Here is an 18,906-nt window from a genome sequence, read left to right as displayed (position 1 = left end):
CTAAGCGCGGAAGACGCGGCCTCTAATCGCTCGAAACACCGCTGTCCAGTGCTTCCGGGTCGGCAGGTCCCGCCGGGATACGATATCCTTCGCCCAGCCATTGCAGCAGGTCGCGGTCCTTGCAGCGCCGGCTGCAGAACGGCTTGTGTGCGGGGTCGGTGATGTTGCCGCAGAGCGGGCAGCTATTGGCCTTGGTCATGACGTGAACGAGATGGGGACGCCGGTCCGCCGCGACAACTCGGCGACCAGCTCGGGATGCGCGGCCAGCCAGGCGGCGACGCGCGGTCCGGCGGACTGGACCGGCGGCACCGGCGGCGGCGTGCGTTCGATCGCGCGCAACAGGGCCAGTGCCGCGGCGGCGACAGGGTCGGCGCGGAGCAATTCCGGGAGCGAGGCGCGGCGGCGCGGGCGGACAATCTGAAGGAAGCCGAACCCGTTGATCGCGGTACGCTCGAACGGTTGGGGCAAGACGGCATCGATCGCCTCGGCCGCCGCCCGGCGCTCGGCTTTGTTGCCCAGCGTCGGAAAGTCGATCCCGATCGATCCGCCGATATCGAGCCGGACGATCGCCAGCGCCGCCGCGCGCGCCGCCGCGAGCGCGAGCGAGGCAGGGGCGCCGGGGCCGTCGACGTCGAACAGCGTCATCGCCGGGGTCGGTGACATCCGCAGCGCGCCGCCGATAAAGGCGATCTCGCCAGCCTCCGCCTCGTCGAGGACCTCGGACCAACCTGCGGCCTCGAGCGCATCGGGTTCGTGCGCGCGCAACGGGCGGACCGGAGAGCCGCTTGCCTGGCACTGTGCCAGCAGATCGTCGGCCTCGCGCGGCTCGGCCTCGCTTGCCGTGACCTTGGCGAGCTTGAGGCGGCCGGGCTCCGGGATCGGTTCACGCACGACCTCGACCGTCAATCGCGCGCCCAGCGTGATGCCGGGCGGCAAGCGCTCGATTATTGCAGCTCCGTGCGGCGTTTCGACCCGGCTCAGGCCGGTCGCGACACGCTCGATGAGTTGGCCTTTCAGCACCGCGCCGAGCTTGAGCCCGCCCGGCCGCTCGATCCGCGCCTCGATGATCCGGCCATCGTCGACCAAAGCGGCGCGCGCTTCTCCGATCCCGGCCTCATACAGCCACTCAGCCAAGCGGAAGGCCTGCCGAGGTCAGTAAGGCGCGCGTTTCGAAGATCGGCAGGCCGACGACGTTGGAATGGCTGCCCGCCAGGTAACGGACAAACGCTTCCGCCTTGCCCTGGATGGCATAGCCGCCAGCCTTGCCCATGCCTTCGCCGCTGGCGACGTACCAGTCGATCTCGGCAGGAGAGAGTGCCTTGAACGCGACGATCGTGTCGGCGACGCGGACGCGCGGGCGGCCATCGGGCCCAATCACGCACACGCCTGAAAAGACATGGTGCCGCCGCCCCGACATCAGCCCGAGCATGCGGCGCAGATCGGCCTCGTCGACCGGCTTTTCCAGGATACGGCGCCCGACCGCCACGGTGGTGTCGCCGGCCAATACGATCTCATCGGGCGCGTGCTCGACCGCCAGCGCCTTGTTCTCGGCGAGGCGCGCGACATAAGCGCGCGGCGCTTCGCCCTTGAGCGGCGTCTCGTCGATATCGGGCGCGGCCAGGCGCGCAGGCACGATCCCGATCCGCGCGAGCAATTCGCGGCGGCGAGGGCTGGTCGAGGCGAGAACGAGCTTCATTGCGACGAGCTGCGGCAAGAGACCCCAGCGTTCGCTGGGGTGACGGGGCATTATTGCGGCCCCGGTCCGCCGCGGCCCGGCATGAAGCGATAGGTGATGCGACCCTTGGTCAGGTCGTAAGGCGTGAGTTCGACGAGAACCTCGTCACCGACCAGCACGCGGATGCGGTTCTTGCGCATCTTGCCGGCGGTGTGACCCAGGATCTCATGGTCGTTTTCCAGCCGGACGCGGAACATGGCGTTGGGCAGCAGTTCAACTACCTGGCCACGCATTTCGAGAAGTTCTTCTTTAGCCAAACAATGCCTCGTGAGTATGCGGGCGCGCCGCGTGACGGGCGCCCTTAGCGGATGGGGAACGAAAAGGGAAGCTGCGCTGCCGTGCTGGGTTGGGAAGCGCATCGTGGATATGGCGATCGCGCTCCTGGGCGACAAGTGCAAAGGCGCCTGCCAAGAATTGCGCGAAAGTGCTTACGATGACGCAAATCGCCTAGGCAAGGCGCTGGCCGCGTGTCATTTTTGCCGCTTGGTCATTCGCCGGGGGTTTTACCATGCGTCGTCTTTGCGTTTCGCTTGCCGCGCTCGCAGCCTGTTTCGCCGTGCCGCTGCCCGCCGATGCCAGCGGCGATTTCGGGTGTTCGCCGAGTTGGCGGCTGAGCCACGCGAACCTGACCGGCTGCGACGACATGGCGATGCTCGGGCCTGGCAACGACACGCGAACCAACCTCACCATGTTGCTGTTCGATCGCCGCGGGTCGCTGCCCAGGCCGGGCGAGGGCGCGCCGCCGCAACCGCTCGGCGCCTTGTTCGATTGGCGCACGTTGTCGGGCTGGCTGGCTGCTCGCCCGGACAATAGCGACAGCGATTATTCCTCGGGCGAAGGGTCGCGCTGCCGGACCAATGGCAGCGGCGCGGCAGCGTTCGAGACGGCGGTCAACGCGGCCAAATTGCCGGCTGGCGAGGGCGTCGCGCTGATCGCGGCGCGCAAGGCGCTCAGCCCCGATTGCGCCAAGTCCGGCGCGAGTGCGAGCACTGCGCTCGACGGGCAAGTGAAGTCGCCCGCGGGCCAGGCGTTCGCCGCCTATCTCGCCGGCGCACAGGCTTTTTACGACGGCGATTTCGACGCGGCGGGAACGCGGTTCGCCAGCCTTGGCGGCGCGCGCGACGGCTGGCTACGCGAAACCGCGCGCTACATGGCGGCGCGGGTCGAGGTGAACCGCATCCAGGTCGGACTGTTCGACGAATATGGTAATCCCAAGGACTTCAAGACGGTCGACCAGAAGGTCGTCGCCGCGGCCGATGCCGGCTTGCACGCCTATCTCAAGGACTATCCCAAGGGGCTCTATGCTGCATCGGCGCGGGGATTGCTGCGGCGAGTCTATTGGTTCGGCAGCAAGCGCGATCTGCTCGCGCAGCAATATGTCGCGCTGTTCGTGCAGCCTGCGGCGTCGCGCGGGCTCAACGACGTCGATCTCGCCGAGGAGATGGACACCAAGCTGCTTCCCGATCTGACGATCGGTGACACGCGCGATCCGACTCTGCTAGCGGTGCTTGACCTCAAACGGATGCGGATGGCGGACGACGAGGTCAGCGCGGGATGCTGTACCCATCCGATCACGCTCGACGAGATCACTGGCCAGCGCGGCGCGTTCGCCGGCAACCAGCCGTTGTTCGACTATCTTGTCGCCGCGCACCAATTCTATGTCGGCAAGAAGCCGGCCGAGGTGCTCAAGCTGATCCCCGACGCGGCGCGGCAATCGAGCTTCAATGAGGTCCAGTTCAGCCGCCAGATGCTGCGCGGCATGGCGCTGGAGGCGGTCGGCGATCGCAACGCGCGTGGTTTCTGGCTTGAAATGCTGCCGGGCGCGAAACTTGATGCGCAGCATTCGGCGCTCGAACTCGCGCTTGCCTGGCATGACGAGCGCACGAACGGGCTGACGCGGGTATTCGCACCCGACTCGCCAGTCGACGACGCGATGTTGCGCGGTATCTTGCTGAAGAACGTCGCCGATGCCGGGCTGCTTCGCAAACAGGCGACCGGGGCGAAGGCGCCGCACGAACGCCAGCTTGCGCTGTTCACCTTGCTTTACAAGGAATTGAGCCGCGGCGCATATCGCGATTTCGGCACCGACGTCGCGCTGGTGCCGGCGGGTGCGGCGGCCGACACCAATTTCTATGATCTGCTGGGGTCGCAGGCATTGCCGCTCGGCCTGTTCCTCAAGCCGACCCAGCCTACGGACATCGACTGCCCGACGCTCAAGCGCGTCGCATCGGATCTCGCCGCGACGCCAGGTAGTGCACATGCCCGGCTGTGCCTGGCCGACTTCTTCCGCGCCAATGGGTTCGACCAGTTTGTGCTCGACACCCAGCCGCCCAAACAGGATCTCGGCGGGACGAAGACGCTCTTCGCCGGGCCGGTCTATTCGCGGCTGGAGGTGTATAAGTCGATCGTCGCCGACCCCAAGGCGCCCGGTGACGACAAGGCCTATGCCTTGTTCCGTGCGGTCAATTGCTATGCACCCTCGGGGAACAATTCGTGCGGCGGGGTCGATGTCGACAAGAACGTGCGCAAGGCGTGGTTCGCGCGGCTGAAGAGCGATTACCCCAAGTCGCGCTGGGCGAGCGAGCTGCGTTATTATTGGTAGGCGGTGATCCGCGCCGTCATCGCGATCGTGGCCCTGGGCACCGCGCTGCTGCCGGTCCCGATCGCGCGCGAGCGGGCGGAGGCGCCTGCTTATGACGCCGTGTGGCTATGGGCTGGGGTGAGGGCCCAGCCCGCGCTGGCGACGGCCAAGCGATTGTATCTTTTGCAGGGCCAAATCGAGGCGACCGACCCGGTTCGCTACGCAGCGCAACGCGCGGCAATCCCGCGGCTGGGCAATCGAGAGGTCTGGATGGTGGTGCGGGTCGAGACACTCGCCTGGTCGCCCGCCATCTATGACCAATTGCTCGCGGCGCTGGGGCGGTGGCGCGCGGCGGGCAATCGCGTCGTCGGCGTGCAGATCGATTTCGACGCACGAACGCGACATCTGGAAGATTATGCCGCGTTTCTACGGGGCTTGCGCGGGCGGCTGCCGCGCGATTGCCGGCTGGGGATCACTGGGCTGCTCGACTGGAGCGCGAACGGCGATCCCAAGGGGCTCGATGCGCTGGCCGGCGTGATCGATGAGGCGGTGCTGCAGATCTATCAGGGACGCCACGTCATCCCTGGGTATCAGGCGTATCTCGCCAAGCTTGATCGGCTGAAGCTGCCGTTTCGGATTGGGTTGCTTCAGGGGGGCGAGTGGCAGCCGCCGCCTGGGCTGGAGGCCAATCCGTGGTTTCGGGGGTATGTGATCTTCCTGCGGAATCCGGATTAGGCGTTTGGGCTGTTTAGTCCCTCCCCTTCAGGAGAGGGGCTCTAACTTAAGACACCGGACACGCTCGCTTAGCCAGACCCTTCTGCAGCAAGCCGGCGCGGTTCGCCCGCAAATCCGCGCCGCTCCGCGCCTGCGGCTCCGGCCCATCCGCGAGCCCGCGCCACAGCGCCGCATTGAAGCGCGGCGTGTCGAGCCGGTCCTCGCTGGTAAAGTTCTGGCCCTGCATCGCCGCCGCCCACCAGCCGGCATCGCGCGGCGGGCAGATATTGGCGGTTGTCTTCGCGGCGAAGCGGTCGGCCGGGATCGGTAGTTTGGTCCCGCGCAGCACATCGGCGGCGCGCGCGCGGAAGTCCCAGTCCTTTTGGTTCAGGTCGAACACATCCGCCATCGGCGCCGCTAGCGCGTCGTTGAGCCCGAGCGGCGGCAGGCCGAGCACCGCCTCGATCGTGCGCAGCATGCTGACCGTGGTGTAGCGGGTGGTGACCAGCGCGTGTTGCTTGACATACGGCCCGACGACGAAGGCGATGCTGCGCCGCGCGTCGACATGATCGCCGCCATTCTGGGCATCGTCCTCGATCACGAACACCAGGGTCGAGTCCTTGAACGAGCTGTTGGCGATGCGTTCGAGCACCATGCCGAGCGAATAATCATTGTCGGCCATTTCAGTCTCGACCGTATTCACGCCGTCGACGGCTTCCTTGAAGTCGCCGAAATGGTCGTGGCTGAGCCGCAGCAGCGTCAGCGCAGGCATCGTCCCCGCCTTATCCTGCTGGTCGAATTCGCGCCGCCATTCGAGCATGCGCCAATAATCGGGGAGTTTCTGGTCGAAGCCGCGGAAATAGGGATCGCTGCGGCTGGCGAGGTCGCGGTCAGCGGGGGTCCAGATCGTGCGCTTGTCCTTGAACGGCTCACGCAACAGCGGGACGAAACCGGGCGACTCGCTGTCGTACACCGAGGCATCGGCGAAACCGTAATTGCGCACGGTCAGCCCGGCGCGGATCGCCGCGTTCCACAAATAGCCTTGGCCCGGGAGCTTGTCGTCATCGGCATCGGGCGCGTTGAGCAGAGCGGGGCCTGGCATCAGATCGGGATCGTCGGGATGGCGGGGATCGGCCTTGCGGCGCTCGGCGAGGGTCAGGCTGGTCGCAACGTTGCGATCCGCTTCCTCCGATTCATAGGCTAGCCCGCGCGCCGCATAGTTCACCGGCGCGGTCTTTTCGAGCAGATCGGGGACGCGTCCGGCGGTGGTCCAGGTCCAGCCGGTGCTCGATTGCTCGCCTGAATCGTAGAAATTGTCGAGCGTGACGAAGTCGCGCGCCATGTCGTGATGGTTCGGGCTCAGCGCCTCGCCCAGGATTGCCAAACTGGGGTCGCCATTGCCCACCTCGAGGTCGCCGAGCACCTGATCATAGGTGCGGTTTTCCTTCACGATGAAGACGACATGCTTGATGCGCTTGGCGACCTCGACCATCCGCGCTTCGGCGGCTCGGCGGGCAGTGGCATTCGACAGGCCGATATTGTCGGCGACCTGCAGCGTGGTCTTCGCCAGCGCACGGCCATCGGGCATCGCGAACTGCAGCAGCCCGGCTTTTTCGAGCTGGAAGATGTACTGATTGGCCGCGCCACATGCGCTCGGCTGCGCCTTCTCAACCGCCAGTTTGGGCGCGCAGCCGCGCGGATTGGGGCCGGGCGGGCTCTTGCGGTTGACGACGAAGACGCGCGTGCCGTCGGCGCTGGTGGCAACCGCGCTAGGATACCAGCCGGTCGGCACGACGCCGACCACTTCGGCGGTCGATGCGCCGGGGGTGACCATCGCCAGTGCGTTGATCCCGCCATAAGTGACGAGCAACGTCCCAGCCGGCGTGAGCGCGAGGCCATTGGGGTTCAGCCCCTTGCCGAGCTGGCCCGACGACAAGCTGTCGGGCAGCCCGAGCCGTGGCTCGCCGGCGAGCGTGTCGGTCGCCAGATCGACGATCGCCAGGCGATCGGCATTGTCCTCGGTGGCGTAGAGGCGGCGGGTGCGCGGCGCAATCAGCAACGCGGTCGGCTCGCCGGTCGTCGCGATCCGTTTGACGACGCGGATCGACCGGCCGGGGACATCGAGCGCGACGATCTGCCGGTCGCGCGGTGCCGAGACATAGGCGCGGTTGTTATCGCGCCACACGATCGCGAAGGGGAATTCGCCGCCGGGCTGCCCCGCCGCGGCTGGGTCGATCTTGCCGGGCCGCAAATCCTGTTCGGCAATAATCGCATGGGTCGCGAGGTCGATCAGCGTGACCGAATCATTATAATAATTGGCGACCAGCAAGCGCTTGCCGTCGGGGCTGATCGCGACCCCGGCTGCTTGTGGTTTGACGTCGACGCCGTTGCCGGTCGGATGGCCGAGTTTGATTGGGCTGCTCGCGGGCGCGAACCCGGTCTTGCCGCGGCGGAACAGATGAACGACGTCGTCGACCCCGCCGCCGACCGCGAAGCCTCGCCCGTCGGGCATCCAGGCGACGCCTGAATAGGCGTTGGGCACGACCAACGTCTGCTCCAGCCGCGCGCCGGCCCGGCCGATGCGGTAGGCGAAGACATATTGGCCGGATTGGGCGTCGACGATCTTGCCGTCGGGGCCGTTGAAACGATTGAACCCGCTGGTCAGCACCAGCATCTCGCGACGATCGGGACTGACCGCGATCGCCGCAGCACCGTCGGCGACATAATCGGGATGCGGACCGACCCGCGACACCAGCGGACGGAACACCGCACCGGGCGCGGCGAGCGGGGTGAGCGACTGGCCGGTCGGCAATTGCTGCGCGGATGCCGCCGCGCCAAGCCCGGCGACTAGTCCGATTAGCGCGCGCATCCTCATTCACGTCTCCCGTTCATCCGGGGCGGATAGGACGCGGTTGCTACGCTTCGATGACGTAGCCCTATTCGGCTTCGTCCGAGCCCTCGTCTGAGTCCGCGCCGGTATGGAAATAGGCCTCGACCGGGCCCGACAGCTTGATCGTCAGCGGGTTGCCGTGGCGATCGACTTTCTTGCCGAGCGCGACCCGGACCCAGCCTTCCGAGATCGAATATTCCTCGACATCGGTGCGCTCGGCACCCTTGAAGCGGATGCCGACGCCGCGCTGCAACGCGTCCTGGTTGAAGAACGGGCTGCGCGGATTGCTCGACAAATGATCGGGGGGCGTATCGGTCATGGCGCGGGCTATTGCCGCGACCGCGCCCAAAATGCAAACGGCGCGGGAGAGCCGAAGCCTCCCGCGTCGTTCCGCTCAGTTCGGCGGCTGCTTAGTTGCAGACGCGTACCCGTACGCTGCGATCCCAATAGGGGTCATAGCGGCGCTCGACCCAGCAATGGCGATAGTCGCGATAGCGATAGGCATAATAGCCGTCGGTCGGATAATAGCCGCGCTCGCGATAATAATAGTCATCGTAATCAGCGCGATAGCCGCGGCTACGATAATAATAATCGCGGTCGTAGCGGTCATTCGCCGACGACGCGATCGCCGCGCCCAGTGCCAGACCGACAACGCCGCCCGCGATCGCTGCGCCGGTGCTGTCGCCGCCACGGTGCCAGCGATGATAATAACGCTGGGCATCGGCCGGGGCTGCCGCGGTCAGCGCGGTGGCTGCGAGCGTCGTGCCCAGGACGGCCTTGGTCAGAAGCTTGTTCATTTCGAACCTCCAATCATCACTCGGTTCCGACAGACTAAACGCAGACTGTCCGAGCCTGTTGCATCCTTCTATGCGAGTCGGTCTGAATGGCCGCTGAGACGGGCGTTCACTTGGGATTTAGGTAGGGAGATATCGGATGGCGTACTGGTTCCTGCGGTCGGAGCCCGAAGTCTATGGCTGGGATCATCTGATCCGTGACGGCGGCACCGAATGGGACGGCATCCGCAATTACACCGCGCGCAATTTCCTCAAGGACATGCAGGTCGGCGATCAAGCGATCCTCTATCATTCCAACACCGAAAAGGCCTGTGCCGGGATCATGGAGATCACGCGCACCTGGAAACCCGATGGCGAAAAAGGCGACTGGGCGTCGGTCGCGGTCAAGCCGGTCAGGCCATTGAAGCACCATGTCACGCTGGCCGAAATGAAGGCCGAACCACGCCTCGCCAAGATCGAGGTGCTGCGCCAGTCGCGACTGTCGGTGACGCCGGTGCGCGATGACGAATGGGCGGTACTGACGGAAATGGCGCAGGGGTGAGCACAGGCGCCCTCCATCTGATCACCGGCAAGATCGCTGCGGGCAAATCGACCTTGTCGGCGAAACTGGCGGCGGAGACGGGCGGGTTGGTGCTGGCCGAGGACTATTGGCTGCCGACGCTCTATCCCGCGCAGATCACCTCGCTCGACGATTATCGACGCGATAGCGGGCGGTTGCGGACAGCGATCGCGCCATTGATCGTCGATCTGTTGCGGCGTGACCTGACGATCATCCTGGATTTTCCGGCGAACACTGTCGCCAGCAGGACGTGGATGCGCGGATTGGCCGATGCGGCGGGAATCACTGCGACGCTGCATTTCCTCGATCTGCCCGACGATATTTGCCGCGCCCGTCTCCATGCGCGAAACGCGGCGGGGACGCACGCTTACCAGGCGAGCGATGCCGAGTTCGACCAGTTCACGGCACATTTCGCGCAGCCAGAAGGGAGTGAAGGCTTCCGGATCGTTCGATACGCGGCCGATTGATCGAAAGGCAGCGGCGGTATGACCTATCTGTTCGGCCCGTTCCGGCGTTGCATGTATTTTCGCAGCCGTGCGACGCGCCGTGAACTGTGGGCGTTCACCCTGCTGTTCGCGACGCTACAGGTCGGCATCTTCGTCGGTTCAGCTGTAGTCGCCGCATTCGTGACTCCGATGATTACTGAAGCTCGTCGGGACCCAATCTTTACCTGGGCCATCAGGTCGATGCTGATCGTGGTCGTCCTGTTCGTCCTGCCCATGCTCGCCGTGCAGGTCAGGCGGTTGCACGACCTCAGTCTGAGCGGCTGGTTTGTCCTTCTCCACGCGCTGCCCCTGGTCGGCTCGCTCATTCTGATGGCGATGATGCTCTTGCCCGGCAAGCGTGGACCCAACGCTCATGGGCTTGATCCTCGCACCGGGAGGCCAGGGTTGACCAGCGTGTTCAACTGATGCGCGAAGGGTATCGCGCCATCGCGCGTTAAGCTGGCAAGGACCAGACTGGATGACGTGCTGATGAGGTTCACCAGCGCTGCGCGGGAGGCCGCGGCGGCTGACAACGACGATGCGGTGATGGCGCGCATCGCCGGACGCGACGCCGTGGCGTTCGGCCGCGTGGTCGACGCGCATGCCGCGATGCTCCATCGCATTGCCTATCGCATGATCGGCGATGCGGCGGAGGCGGAGGACGTCGCGCAAGAAGCGTTGCTGCGCTTGTGGGCATCGGCCGAACGCTGGCGGCCGGGCCAAGCGGGGATCGCGGCGTGGCTGACGCGGGTCGCGGTCAACCAATGCCTCGATCGCCTCAGGCGACGGCGTTTCGCCAGCGAGGAGGAGCCGCCAGAACGCGCCGACGACGCGCCGGGGGCGGAGGATCTGGTCGAAGAAGGACGCTTGCGCGGCGCGGCGAGGGCGGCGCTGGGCGACCTCAGCGAACGGCATCGCGCCGCGATCGTGCTGACCTATTATGAGGAGTTACCCAATTCGATGGCCGCGGACGCGCTGGAGCTGAACCTGAAGGCGTTCGAGTCGCTGTTGTTGCGCGCACGCGGTGCCATGCGCGCGGCGCTGGCGGCGCGGGGACTGACCTCGTTGACCGGGGAGGTCGCGTCATGAACGCGAACGAGATGGATTTCACTGCCGCCGAACGTGCCGCGCTCGACCGCGTTTCGGTGCCCGCGATGCGGCCCGGTTTCGCTGCTGAGATCGTCTCGGCGGCAACCGCCGGGGTCCGTGTGCCACCGCGACGGCCCGTGCGGAGCGGCTGGCGCGCGCATGGCCGCATGCTGATCGGCGCCGGCGCGCTCGTACTGGCGAGCGCGACCGCGGCGGCGACCGGCTGGTTCGGCAAGCTGCCGATCGCGATCCCCGGCATCACGCGGACCGTCGTCGTGCCCGAGGTGAAGAAGCCCAAGCATTTGGTGCACAGGGAAAAACCCAAGGCGCCGGTCGGGCAAGCTGAGGTAGCGGCTGCGGTACCCGAGGCCGCACCGGTTTTACCATTGGAATCGGCGCCGCTCCCGCAATGGCGCGTGCAGCGCCAAGCGCGCATCGCGGCGGGGCTGCCGATAAACCGACCGCTGGTGCGCCGTGCGCTAATGGCCCGGTTCCGCGCCATGCCTGTCGCGCAGCGTCAGGCGGCGGTTGCCGAATGGCGGCGGATCAAGGCGCTGCCTCCGCCCGAACGCAAGGCAGAGATCGCCAAGCTCAAGGCCGATTATCTCGCGACCCACCCGCGCGTCGCCGCGCAAGTGGAAAGACGGCTGGAGGCGAGGTCGGCGCTGGCGGCGTCCGCGGGCGATCCGATCAAGCCGGACGCCGCGCTTCCCGGCCGCACGATCGGGCCCGACGCGGCGATGGCCAATCCCCTTACGCCGCAAGAGCGATTCGAACGACGCCAGGCGCGGCGCCAGTGGTGGATGCAGCGGCGCGCGATGCGGTTGCGATCCGGCCAACCGTTGCCTGGCGATCGACCCGACGAAGGGCAAAGCGCGCCCGAGCGTTGAACGCAAAGACGGGGCTGCCTTCCTCCAATTTCGGCAGCTCCGTCGCCGGCTTCGGATCAGGCGTCGCTCGGCTGGCGGAGAGTCACTGCGATCTCGGACAGCGGCACGCCGGTTTCGGCGTCGACCACCAGCGGCGTGACCGTCCGCCCGCTGTTCGCGTCAACCAGGTCGCTCATCGCGCCTTCGCCGAAATGCTTGCGCGCCCAGCCCCCCAGCGCCTGCAGCACCGGTAGATAATCGCGCCCCGCTTCGGTCAGGACATATTCGTCGCGTGGCGGGCGGTCATTATAGCGTCGGCGCTCGAGCAGGCCTGCCTCGACCAGCGCCGCCAGTCGCTTGGTCAGGATGTTCGGGGCGATCCCCAGGCCCTTTTGAAAATCGTCGAACCGCGTTTGGCCAAGCCCCGCATCGCGCAGGATCAGCATGCTCCACGCATCGCCCGCGCGTGCCAGTCCGCGGCCGACCGGGCAGATGCCCCAGGATAATTTCTCAGCGTCCATTGCAAAATGATAGTCACGTTACTATCAAAATGCAAGCCGCTCGACTCGGTGCCGGGCGCGAAGGAGGAATTCGATGACACAAGCTCTCAACCAGACCGCGCTCATCACTGGCGGGTCGACCGGCATCGGCGCGGTTTATGCCGATCGCCTAGCGCATCGCGGCTACGATTTGATCCTGGTGGCACGCGACCAGGCCAGGATGGAGGCGCTGGCCGAGCGCCTGCGCGGCGAGACCGGCCGCGGGATCGAGGTGGTTCGCGCCGACCTCACCGATCGCGCCGACCTGGCGCGCGTGGCGGGCCGGTTCGCCGTCGATCCCACGATCACCTTGCTGGTCAACAATGCCGGCCTGTCGATGACCGGGGATGCGATCTCGGTCGATCCAGTCGAGATCGAGCGGTTGGTCGCGCTCAACATTACCGCGCCGACCGTGCTGGCCGGCGCCGCGGGCAAGGCCTTCGTCGCGCGTGGAGAAGGGTCGATCGTCAACCTGGCCTCGGTCCTCGCCTTGGTCACCGAGATGTTCGACGGCGTCTATTCGGGATCGAAGGCCTATCTGCTCAATCTTAGCCAGAGCCTCGCTGCGCAATATGGCGCCAAGGGGCTCTATGTGCAGGCGGTGCTGCCGGGCGCGACGCGAACCGAAATCTGGGAACGGTCGGGCAAGGACGTCAATGCGTTTCCGCCCGAATGGGTGATGGATGTCGATGATCTGGTCGACGCGGCGCTGGCCGGGTTCGACCGTCGCGAGACCGTGACGATCCCGCCGCTCGCCGACGCCGATTTGCCGCAATGGGAAAAAATGCAGGAATCGCGCGTGGCCCTGGGCGGCAAGCTCAGCAATCGCGCGGTGGCGGACCGCTATCGCCAACCTGCGTTGGTCTGAACCGGACGGGCGCCCGCTCGCCGGGCGCCCTGCCGACGCTGGCATTTGCCGCCAGCCATGGTTAAGCTGCGCGCGATTCCAGAAATAGGAGAGGCGCGTGGCAGAGTTTTCCCGGCGTGAGATCGGCGCGATATTGGGAACGTTCTCAACGATGGCGGCCGCCAACCCGGCGCTGGCTGCCGGCGCGGTGAAAGAGCGCCGTTTCCCCAAGGGATTCAAATGGGGATGCGCGACCGCGGCTTATCAGGTCGAGGGCGCCGCCAAGGAAGATGGTCGCGGCGAAACCAATTGGGACATCTTCTCGCACACGCCGGGCAAGGTCGCGAATGGCGACACCGGCGACGTCGCCTGTGACAGCTATCATCGCTATCGCGACGATCACCAACTGCTCAAGAACCTCGGCGTCTCGACCTACCGGATGTCGCTCGCCTGGTCGCGCATCTTCCCGGAAGGACGCGGCCAGCCCAACCAGGCCGGGGTCGATCATTATAACCGCGTGATCGACGACCTGCTGGCCAACGGCATCACGCCCTACGTCACCCTGTTCCACTGGGACTTGCCCTCGGCGCTGCCTGGTGGGTGGCAGTCGCGCGACACCGCCAAGGCGTTTGCCGATTATGCCGGGTTCGTGGCGGGCAAACTCAGCGATCGCGTGAAGCATTTCATGACGACCAATGAATTCGCCTGCTTCACCGATCTCGGCCACAGAGAGGGTATCCACGCGCCCGGCCTCAAGCTCGATCCGGCCGGGGTCAATCAGGTGCGCCATCACGGCGTCCTGGCGCATGGCCTAGGCGTCCAGGCGATCCGCGCGATCGCCAAGGCGGGGACGAAGGTCGGGCTCGCCGACAATCCCTCCATCACCGTGCCGGTAATTGAGACCCCCGAGCATATCGACGCGGCACGCAAGGCGATGCGCGAGGTCAATGCCGCCGCGCTGACCGCGGTGATGGAGGGGCGCTATATCGACAGCTACCTGACGGCGCAGGGCGCGGCCGCGCCCAAGGTCGAGGAGGGCGACATGAAGGCGATCGGCAGCCCGCTCGATTTCGTCGGGATCAACGTCTACGCGCCGCAATTCGTCCGGGCAGACAATAATGCGCAGGGCTATTCGGTCCTGCCGATGCTGGCGTCGTCGCCGCGCATGGCCTCGCCCTGGCTGCGCGTCGGACCTGAATCCGCATATTGGGCAGTGCGCAACACGACCGATTTGTGGAAGCCGAAAGCGATCTACATCACCGAAAACGGCTGTTCGGCGGACGATCCGGTGAGCGACGGTCGGATAGATGACGCCGACCGGGTGATGTATCTGCGCAATTACATCGGGCAAGCGCAACGCGCCACCTCGGAGGGATTGCCGCTGGCCGGCTATTTCCTGTGGAGCCTGATGGACAATTTCGAATGGGCCGACGGCTACGGCAAAAGGTTCGGCATCCATTATGTCGACTTCGCGACGCAGAAGCGCATCCCTAAGCTGAGCGCTGCCTGGTATCGTGAACTGATCCGGCGCAATGCGCTCGTTTGAAGTCTCATGCGGTGCCGGCCCGCTCCCCCACCCGACCTCCCATAGAATATCCTGATTGGAGGTTGGGTGGGGGAGCGGGCCGGCACCGTCTCAGCTAAGCTGCAAACGACTTTAGCGGCGAACGGGGGTTTCCGAGCACGCCGGATACGCTATCGGGCGGCTCCTGCGTGTTTGGAGACGTGATGTGCGGTTCGCGAAGCTGACGGTTCTGGCTTTGGCATTTGGCGCGACTGTGTCGGCGGCGGCGCCGCAGAAAGCGGCCGCCCCTAAAGAGCCGCCGATCGTTCGTGTCCGGATGACCACCTCGGCAGGCGTGATCACGATGGCGATCGACGTCCGGCACGCGCCCAAGACCGGGACGAATTTCCTCGCTTATGTCGATGACGGCCGTCTCGATGGTACCCGTTTCTATCGCGCGGCGCGGCGCAAAGGGGCGCCCAATCTCGGTTTCGTCCAGGGCGGGATCGATACCGATGCGCGGCGCCGGCTAGAGCCCGTGCCGCTCGAGCCGACCAGCAAGACGGGACTGCACCATGTCGACGGCGCAATCTCGATGGCGCGCTACGACAGCCCCAATTCGGGGACGGCCAATTTCTCGCTGATGGTCGGTGCCAGTCCCAATATGGACGCGCGGCCGGGATCGCCCGGCTATGCCGTGTTCGGCCGCATCGTCGGCGGGATGGATGTGGTGAAGCGGATCCTGGCGATGCCGACCAGTCCCGGCGGCGAAGGCGCGATGAAAGGCCAGATGCTGCTAAAGTCCGTAACGATCATCCGCGCGCAACGGCTCGACGGCACGCCCAAACCGACCGGCCGCCCGAAAGTGTGGGAATTGTTCGCCGGGATGAAGTGAAACGCAAAAGCCCCGCGCGATGCGAACCGCGCGGGGCTTTGCTGACCGACAGGTCGGATCGAAGGATCAGCCTTACGCTGCCTGCTTCGCCCGGCTGGCGCGCTTCCGCTCATGCGGATCGAGATAGCGCTTGCGCAACCGGATCGACTTGGGCGTCACTTCGACCATCTCGTCGTCGTCGATATAGGCGATCGCCTGTTCCAGCGTCATCTTCTTCGGCGGGGTCAGGCGGATCGCGTCGTCCTTGCCGCCCGAGGCGCGGAAGTTGGTCAGCTGCTTCGCCTTCATCGGATTGACCTCGAGGTCATCCGGCTTGGCGTTCTCGCCGACGATCATGCCCTCATACAGGGCCTCGCCATGTCCGACGAACAGGATGCCGCGCTCTTCGAGCGGGCCGAGCGCGTAGCTGTTGGCCTCGCCCGATCCGTTGGAGATGAGCACGCCGTTCTTGCGGCCCTCGATATTGCCCTTGTGCGGGCCGTATTTCTCGAACAGCCGGTTCATGATGCCGGTGCCGCGCGTGTCCGACAGGAACTCGCCGTGATAGCCGATCATGCCGCGGCTGGGCGCCGAGAAGGTGATGCGAGTCTTGCCGCCGCCCGACGGGCGCATGTCGGTCAGCTCGGCCTTGCGGATCGCCATCTTCTCGACGACTGTGCCCGAATATTCCTCGTCCACGTCGATGATGACGGTTTCGTAGGGCTCGGTCTTCTTGCCGCTCTCATCCTCGCCGAACAGCACGCGCGGGCGGCTGATGCCGAGCTCGAACCCCTCGCGGCGCATCGTCTCGATCAGCACGCCGAGCTGGAGTTCGCCGCGGCCGGCGACTTCGTAGCTGTCGCGGTCGGCGGCTTCGGTCACCTTGATCGCGACGTTGCTCTCGGCTTCGCGGAACAGGCGGTCGCGGATCATGCGGCTGGTCACCTTGGTGCCTTCGCGGCCCGCCATCGGGCTGTCGTTGACGGCGAAGCGCATCGACAAGGTGGGGGGATCGATCGGCTGCGCGTGGAGCGGCTCGGTCACTTCGGGGTCGCAGATCGTGTTGGACACCGTGGTGTGCGTCAGGCCCGCGATCGAGATGATGTCGCCTGCCTGCGCCTCGTCGGTCGGCACGCGCTCGAGCCCGCGGAAGGTCAGGATCTTCGACGCGCGGCCGGTCTCGACGACGTTACCGTCATTATCGAGCGCGTGGATCTGCTGGTTGGTCTTGACCGAGCCCGAGAAGATCAGGCCGGTCAGGATGCGGCCCAGGAAATTGTCGCGGTCGAGCAGAGTGACGAGGAACTTGAACGGCCCGTCGGGATCGGCCGACGGGGCGGGGACATGCTCGACGATCTTCTCGAACAACGGGGTGAGCGTGCCTTCGCGCAAGCTCGGATCCTCGTTCGCGTAACCGTTGCGGCCCGAGGCATAAAGCACCGGGAAATCAAGCTGTTCGTCGGTCGCGTCGAGACTGACGAACAGGTCGAACACTTCGTCGAGCACTTCCTGGATGCGCTCGTCGGGGCGATCGACCTTGTTGACCACGACGATCGGGCGGAGACCGAGCGCGAGCGCCTTGCCGGTGACGAACTTGGTCTGCGGCATCGCGCCTTCGGACGCATCGACCAGCAGGATGACGCCATCGACCATCGACAGGATGCGCTCGACCTCACCGCCGAAATCGGCGTGGCCAGGCGTGTCGACGATGTTGATGCGAGTCTTGTGCCCGGCATGATCGTCCCACTCGACGCTGGTGCACTTGGCGAGGATCGTGATGCCGCGCTCTTTTTCGAGGTCGTTCGAGTCCATCGCGCGCTCTTCGACGCGCTGGTTGTCGCGGAAAGTGCCGGATTGGCGGAAAAGCTGATCGACGAGCGTGGTCTTACCATGGTCGACGTGGGCGATGATCGCCACGTTGCGGAGGCTCATGAGATATCCTGATTGGAGCGCCCGAAGGCGGGTTCGGGGGCGCGCATAGCGTAATTTGTGCGGTGCGGGAAGAGGCGTGGGGAGCTGCGCCATCATTCGGCGACCACCGAAGCATCGAACGGTCGGCCGGCGCTATCCGCCGGGCATTTCGAAGGATGATGCCGATGTATGCTGATGACGACGCCCGCCGCTATGTCGAGCGCTGGTTCTGGACGCTCGATGATCTCGCTCAGGCAGTGGGCGTAACGCCGGCGCGGATCGAGCACTTGATCGCCGCCGGATGCGCCCCGGGGCCGATCTATGCCAGAGGCGCCGATGGCTGGTGGAGCGCGCTCGGCGCGGCCGGTGCAGCGCCTGCGGGCGAGCATTGGTTCAGCCCCGGCGCCGCCTGGGGATTGCGCCAGGCGGAATTGGCGACGCGCAGCGGGAACTCGCCGCCGGAGGCGGCGGCCATGGTGCGTGATAGTTTCGCGGATCGGTTCGCGATGGCACTCGGCCATCAGCGATATGCGCGCCTCGCCTTTGCCGGCTGCTTCTCGGGCGATACGATCGATCCCGATGCGGCACGCGTTGCGGCGCGCGACGAATGGGCGTCGTGGCTTCGGGGTGGCTATGGCGTCTGCCTGCGCATCTTCACCGCGGAAACGTGCGTCGCCAAGGAAGCCCTGGGCGCATGGCTGAAGGTCGCTGTGGCCGAGCCCGATTACGATGCCGGCGCCTTGCTCGCCGATGCTGAAATACTGGCGGGACTGCTGCTGCCCTTCGCACCTTGGCAGCGTCCGACCGGAACGCCCGGGCGCACGATCGATCGCCTGTTGCGGGAACAACGCCTCGGCGACGACCGGCCCTATGCCTGACTGCGGTTGACGCTTGATCCTTTCGCGACGCCCGGCGATGACCGGACGATACAGGGAAGGCGATCATGACGCGGCTCAAGATTTCGGTAGTTGTCGGCAGCGTTCGCGAAGGGCGCATCTCGCTGCCGATCGCGCATTGGGTGATGGACCGGATCGCCGCGCGCGCCGAGTTCGATGCCGAACTGCTCGACCTGGCCGAATGGGATCTGCCGATGTTCGCCGAGCCCAATCCGCCAGCAACCGGGCGCTATACTAGTGAGAAGCAGCGCGCCTGGGCGGCAAGGATCGGTGCCGCCGACGGCTATATCCTGGTCGCGCCGGAATATAATCATGGCATGAGTGCGGTGCTCAAGAACGCGCTCGATACCGTCTATGCCGAATGGGGTCGCAAGCCGGTCGCGTTCGTCGCGCATGGCGGGATGGGCGGCGCGCGATCGGTCGAGCAACTTCGCCAGGTCACCGTTGCAATGGAAATGGCGCCGCTCAGCAGCGCAGTCCATCTGCAGGGCGCTGCGAAGCTGCGCGAGGGCGACCGGTTCAATGCGGGTGAAATAGAGGACAGACGGATCTCGGTATTGTTCGACGAATTGCTATGGTGGGGCAGCGCGCTGAAGGCGGCGCGACAGGGGGGCTGATA

The 18,906-nt window shown here is 65.8% G+C and carries 21 protein-coding genes; 12 read left to right on the top strand and 9 right to left on the bottom strand.

Annotation, left to right across the window (positions count from 1 at the left end; translation table 11 throughout):
- Positions 1–22: 22 nt before the first annotated feature.
- The 4 genes from SAS01S_RS22090 to infA are packed head-to-tail and all read right to left on the bottom strand — an operon-like array spanning position 23 to position 1,992.
- Complete coding sequence (locus SAS01S_RS22090) at positions 23–199, bottom strand: DNA gyrase inhibitor YacG (RefSeq protein ID WP_084238509.1); 177 nt, start codon at positions 197–199, stop codon at positions 23–25.
- Positions 196–1,134: a ribonuclease gene (locus tag SAS01S_RS04615; protein ID WP_066805559.1), complete on the bottom strand. Its 939-nt coding sequence runs from the start codon at positions 1,132–1,134 to the stop codon at positions 196–198. Before SAS01S_RS04615 ends, SAS01S_RS22090 begins: the two co-directional genes overlap by 4 nt.
- A complete protein-coding gene (locus tag SAS01S_RS04610; protein ID WP_066805552.1) occupies positions 1,127–1,696 on the bottom strand; it encodes a Maf family protein in 570 nt (189 codons plus the stop codon). Before SAS01S_RS04610 ends, SAS01S_RS04615 begins: the two co-directional genes overlap by 8 nt.
- A gap of 50 nt (positions 1,697–1,746) precedes the next feature.
- Complete coding sequence (infA, locus tag SAS01S_RS04605; RefSeq protein WP_026325702.1) at positions 1,747–1,992, bottom strand: translation initiation factor IF-1; 246 nt, start codon at positions 1,990–1,992, stop codon at positions 1,747–1,749.
- A gap of 251 nt (positions 1,993–2,243) precedes the next feature.
- On the opposite strand from infA, the gene SAS01S_RS04600 reads away from it, so the two are divergent.
- Together SAS01S_RS04600 and SAS01S_RS04595 are read left to right on the top strand one after the other, a co-directional pair.
- Entirely contained in the window at positions 2,244–4,337 is a 2,094-nt protein-coding gene (locus SAS01S_RS04600) for a PA5441 family protein (RefSeq protein WP_066805550.1), read from the top strand.
- A 3-nt stretch (positions 4,338–4,340) separates the two neighbouring features.
- Positions 4,341–5,051, top strand: coding sequence for a DUF3142 domain-containing protein (locus SAS01S_RS04595; RefSeq protein ID WP_066805548.1), 711 nt, complete (start codon positions 4,341–4,343; stop codon positions 5,049–5,051).
- A gap of 46 nt (positions 5,052–5,097) precedes the next feature.
- Here the strand turns inward: SAS01S_RS04595 and SAS01S_RS04590 are convergent, their stop codons facing one another.
- The 3 genes from SAS01S_RS04590 to SAS01S_RS04580 all read right to left on the bottom strand — a co-directional run bounded on the left by SAS01S_RS04590 (position 5,098) and on the right by SAS01S_RS04580 (position 8,717).
- Positions 5,098–7,905, bottom strand: coding sequence for a bifunctional YncE family protein/alkaline phosphatase family protein (locus SAS01S_RS04590; protein ID WP_245656743.1), 2,808 nt, complete (start codon positions 7,903–7,905; stop codon positions 5,098–5,100).
- 61 nt (positions 7,906–7,966) lie between these two features.
- Positions 7,967–8,239, bottom strand: coding sequence for a DUF3297 family protein (locus SAS01S_RS04585; protein WP_066805544.1), 273 nt, complete (start codon positions 8,237–8,239; stop codon positions 7,967–7,969).
- Positions 8,240–8,330: 91 nt separating this feature from the next.
- Positions 8,331–8,717: a hypothetical protein gene (locus SAS01S_RS04580; protein WP_066805536.1), complete on the bottom strand. Its 387-nt coding sequence runs from the start codon at positions 8,715–8,717 to the stop codon at positions 8,331–8,333.
- A gap of 136 nt (positions 8,718–8,853) precedes the next feature.
- Between SAS01S_RS04580 and SAS01S_RS04575 the strand changes: the two genes are divergently transcribed.
- The 5 genes from SAS01S_RS04575 to SAS01S_RS04555 all read left to right on the top strand — a co-directional run bounded on the left by SAS01S_RS04575 (position 8,854) and on the right by SAS01S_RS04555 (position 11,737).
- On the top strand, positions 8,854–9,255 hold the full coding sequence (locus SAS01S_RS04575) for an EVE domain-containing protein (protein WP_066805534.1): 402 nt from the start codon (positions 8,854–8,856) through the stop codon (positions 9,253–9,255).
- On the top strand, positions 9,252–9,740 hold the full coding sequence (locus SAS01S_RS04570; protein ID WP_218016246.1) for a P-loop nucleotide/nucleoside kinase family protein: 489 nt from the start codon (positions 9,252–9,254) through the stop codon (positions 9,738–9,740). Before SAS01S_RS04575 ends, SAS01S_RS04570 begins: the two co-directional genes overlap by 4 nt.
- Before the next feature lie 18 nt (positions 9,741–9,758).
- The gene (locus SAS01S_RS04565) at positions 9,759–10,184 is read left to right on the top strand and encodes a DUF805 domain-containing protein (RefSeq protein ID WP_066805529.1); all 426 of its coding nucleotides are present in this window, start codon (positions 9,759–9,761) and stop codon (positions 10,182–10,184) included.
- Between the two features lie 63 nt (positions 10,185–10,247).
- On the top strand, positions 10,248–10,847 hold the full coding sequence (locus SAS01S_RS04560; protein ID WP_245656742.1) for a sigma-70 family RNA polymerase sigma factor: 600 nt from the start codon (positions 10,248–10,250) through the stop codon (positions 10,845–10,847).
- On the top strand, positions 10,844–11,737 hold the full coding sequence (locus tag SAS01S_RS04555; protein WP_066805526.1) for a hypothetical protein: 894 nt from the start codon (positions 10,844–10,846) through the stop codon (positions 11,735–11,737). Before SAS01S_RS04560 ends, SAS01S_RS04555 begins: the two co-directional genes overlap by 4 nt.
- Before the next feature lie 56 nt (positions 11,738–11,793).
- Here the strand turns inward: SAS01S_RS04555 and SAS01S_RS04550 are convergent, their stop codons facing one another.
- Positions 11,794–12,237 carry a winged helix-turn-helix transcriptional regulator gene (locus tag SAS01S_RS04550; protein WP_066805523.1) on the bottom strand — a complete coding sequence of 148 codons (444 nt, stop codon included), beginning with the start codon at positions 12,235–12,237 and terminating at the stop codon, positions 11,794–11,796.
- A 73-nt stretch (positions 12,238–12,310) separates the two neighbouring features.
- On the opposite strand from SAS01S_RS04550, the gene SAS01S_RS04545 reads away from it, so the two are divergent.
- From SAS01S_RS04545 to SAS01S_RS04535, 3 genes are all read left to right on the top strand, one after another.
- Complete coding sequence (locus SAS01S_RS04545) at positions 12,311–13,123, top strand: SDR family NAD(P)-dependent oxidoreductase (protein ID WP_066805510.1); 813 nt, start codon at positions 12,311–12,313, stop codon at positions 13,121–13,123.
- Positions 13,124–13,220: 97 nt separating this feature from the next.
- Positions 13,221–14,648, top strand: a complete 1,428-nt coding sequence (locus SAS01S_RS04540) for a GH1 family beta-glucosidase (protein WP_439646831.1) — start codon at positions 13,221–13,223, stop codon at positions 14,646–14,648.
- Positions 14,649–14,832: 184 nt separating this feature from the next.
- Positions 14,833–15,501 (top strand): peptidylprolyl isomerase, encoded by a 669-nt coding sequence (locus tag SAS01S_RS04535; protein ID WP_066805499.1) that lies wholly within the window; start codon positions 14,833–14,835, stop codon positions 15,499–15,501.
- Positions 15,502–15,573: 72 nt separating this feature from the next.
- Here the strand turns inward: SAS01S_RS04535 and typA are convergent, their stop codons facing one another.
- Positions 15,574–17,412: a translational GTPase TypA gene (typA, locus tag SAS01S_RS04530; RefSeq protein ID WP_066805496.1), complete on the bottom strand. Its 1,839-nt coding sequence runs from the start codon at positions 17,410–17,412 to the stop codon at positions 15,574–15,576.
- 164 nt (positions 17,413–17,576) lie between these two features.
- Between typA and SAS01S_RS04525 the strand changes: the two genes are divergently transcribed.
- On the top strand, positions 17,577–18,269 hold the full coding sequence (locus SAS01S_RS04525; RefSeq protein ID WP_157082661.1) for a DUF6058 family natural product biosynthesis protein: 693 nt from the start codon (positions 17,577–17,579) through the stop codon (positions 18,267–18,269).
- A 65-nt stretch (positions 18,270–18,334) separates the two neighbouring features.
- Positions 18,335–18,904 (top strand): NADPH-dependent FMN reductase, encoded by a 570-nt coding sequence (locus SAS01S_RS04520; protein ID WP_066805491.1) that lies wholly within the window; start codon positions 18,335–18,337, stop codon positions 18,902–18,904.
- Positions 18,905–18,906 lie beyond the last annotated feature (2 nt).

The organism is Sphingomonas asaccharolytica NBRC 15499 (genome assembly GCF_001598355.1).
Taxonomy (GTDB): Bacteria; Pseudomonadota; Alphaproteobacteria; order Sphingomonadales; family Sphingomonadaceae; genus Sphingomonas; species Sphingomonas asaccharolytica.
Note: the sequence above shows the minus strand (reverse complement) of the source record. Positions and strands in the feature narration are given on the sequence as shown.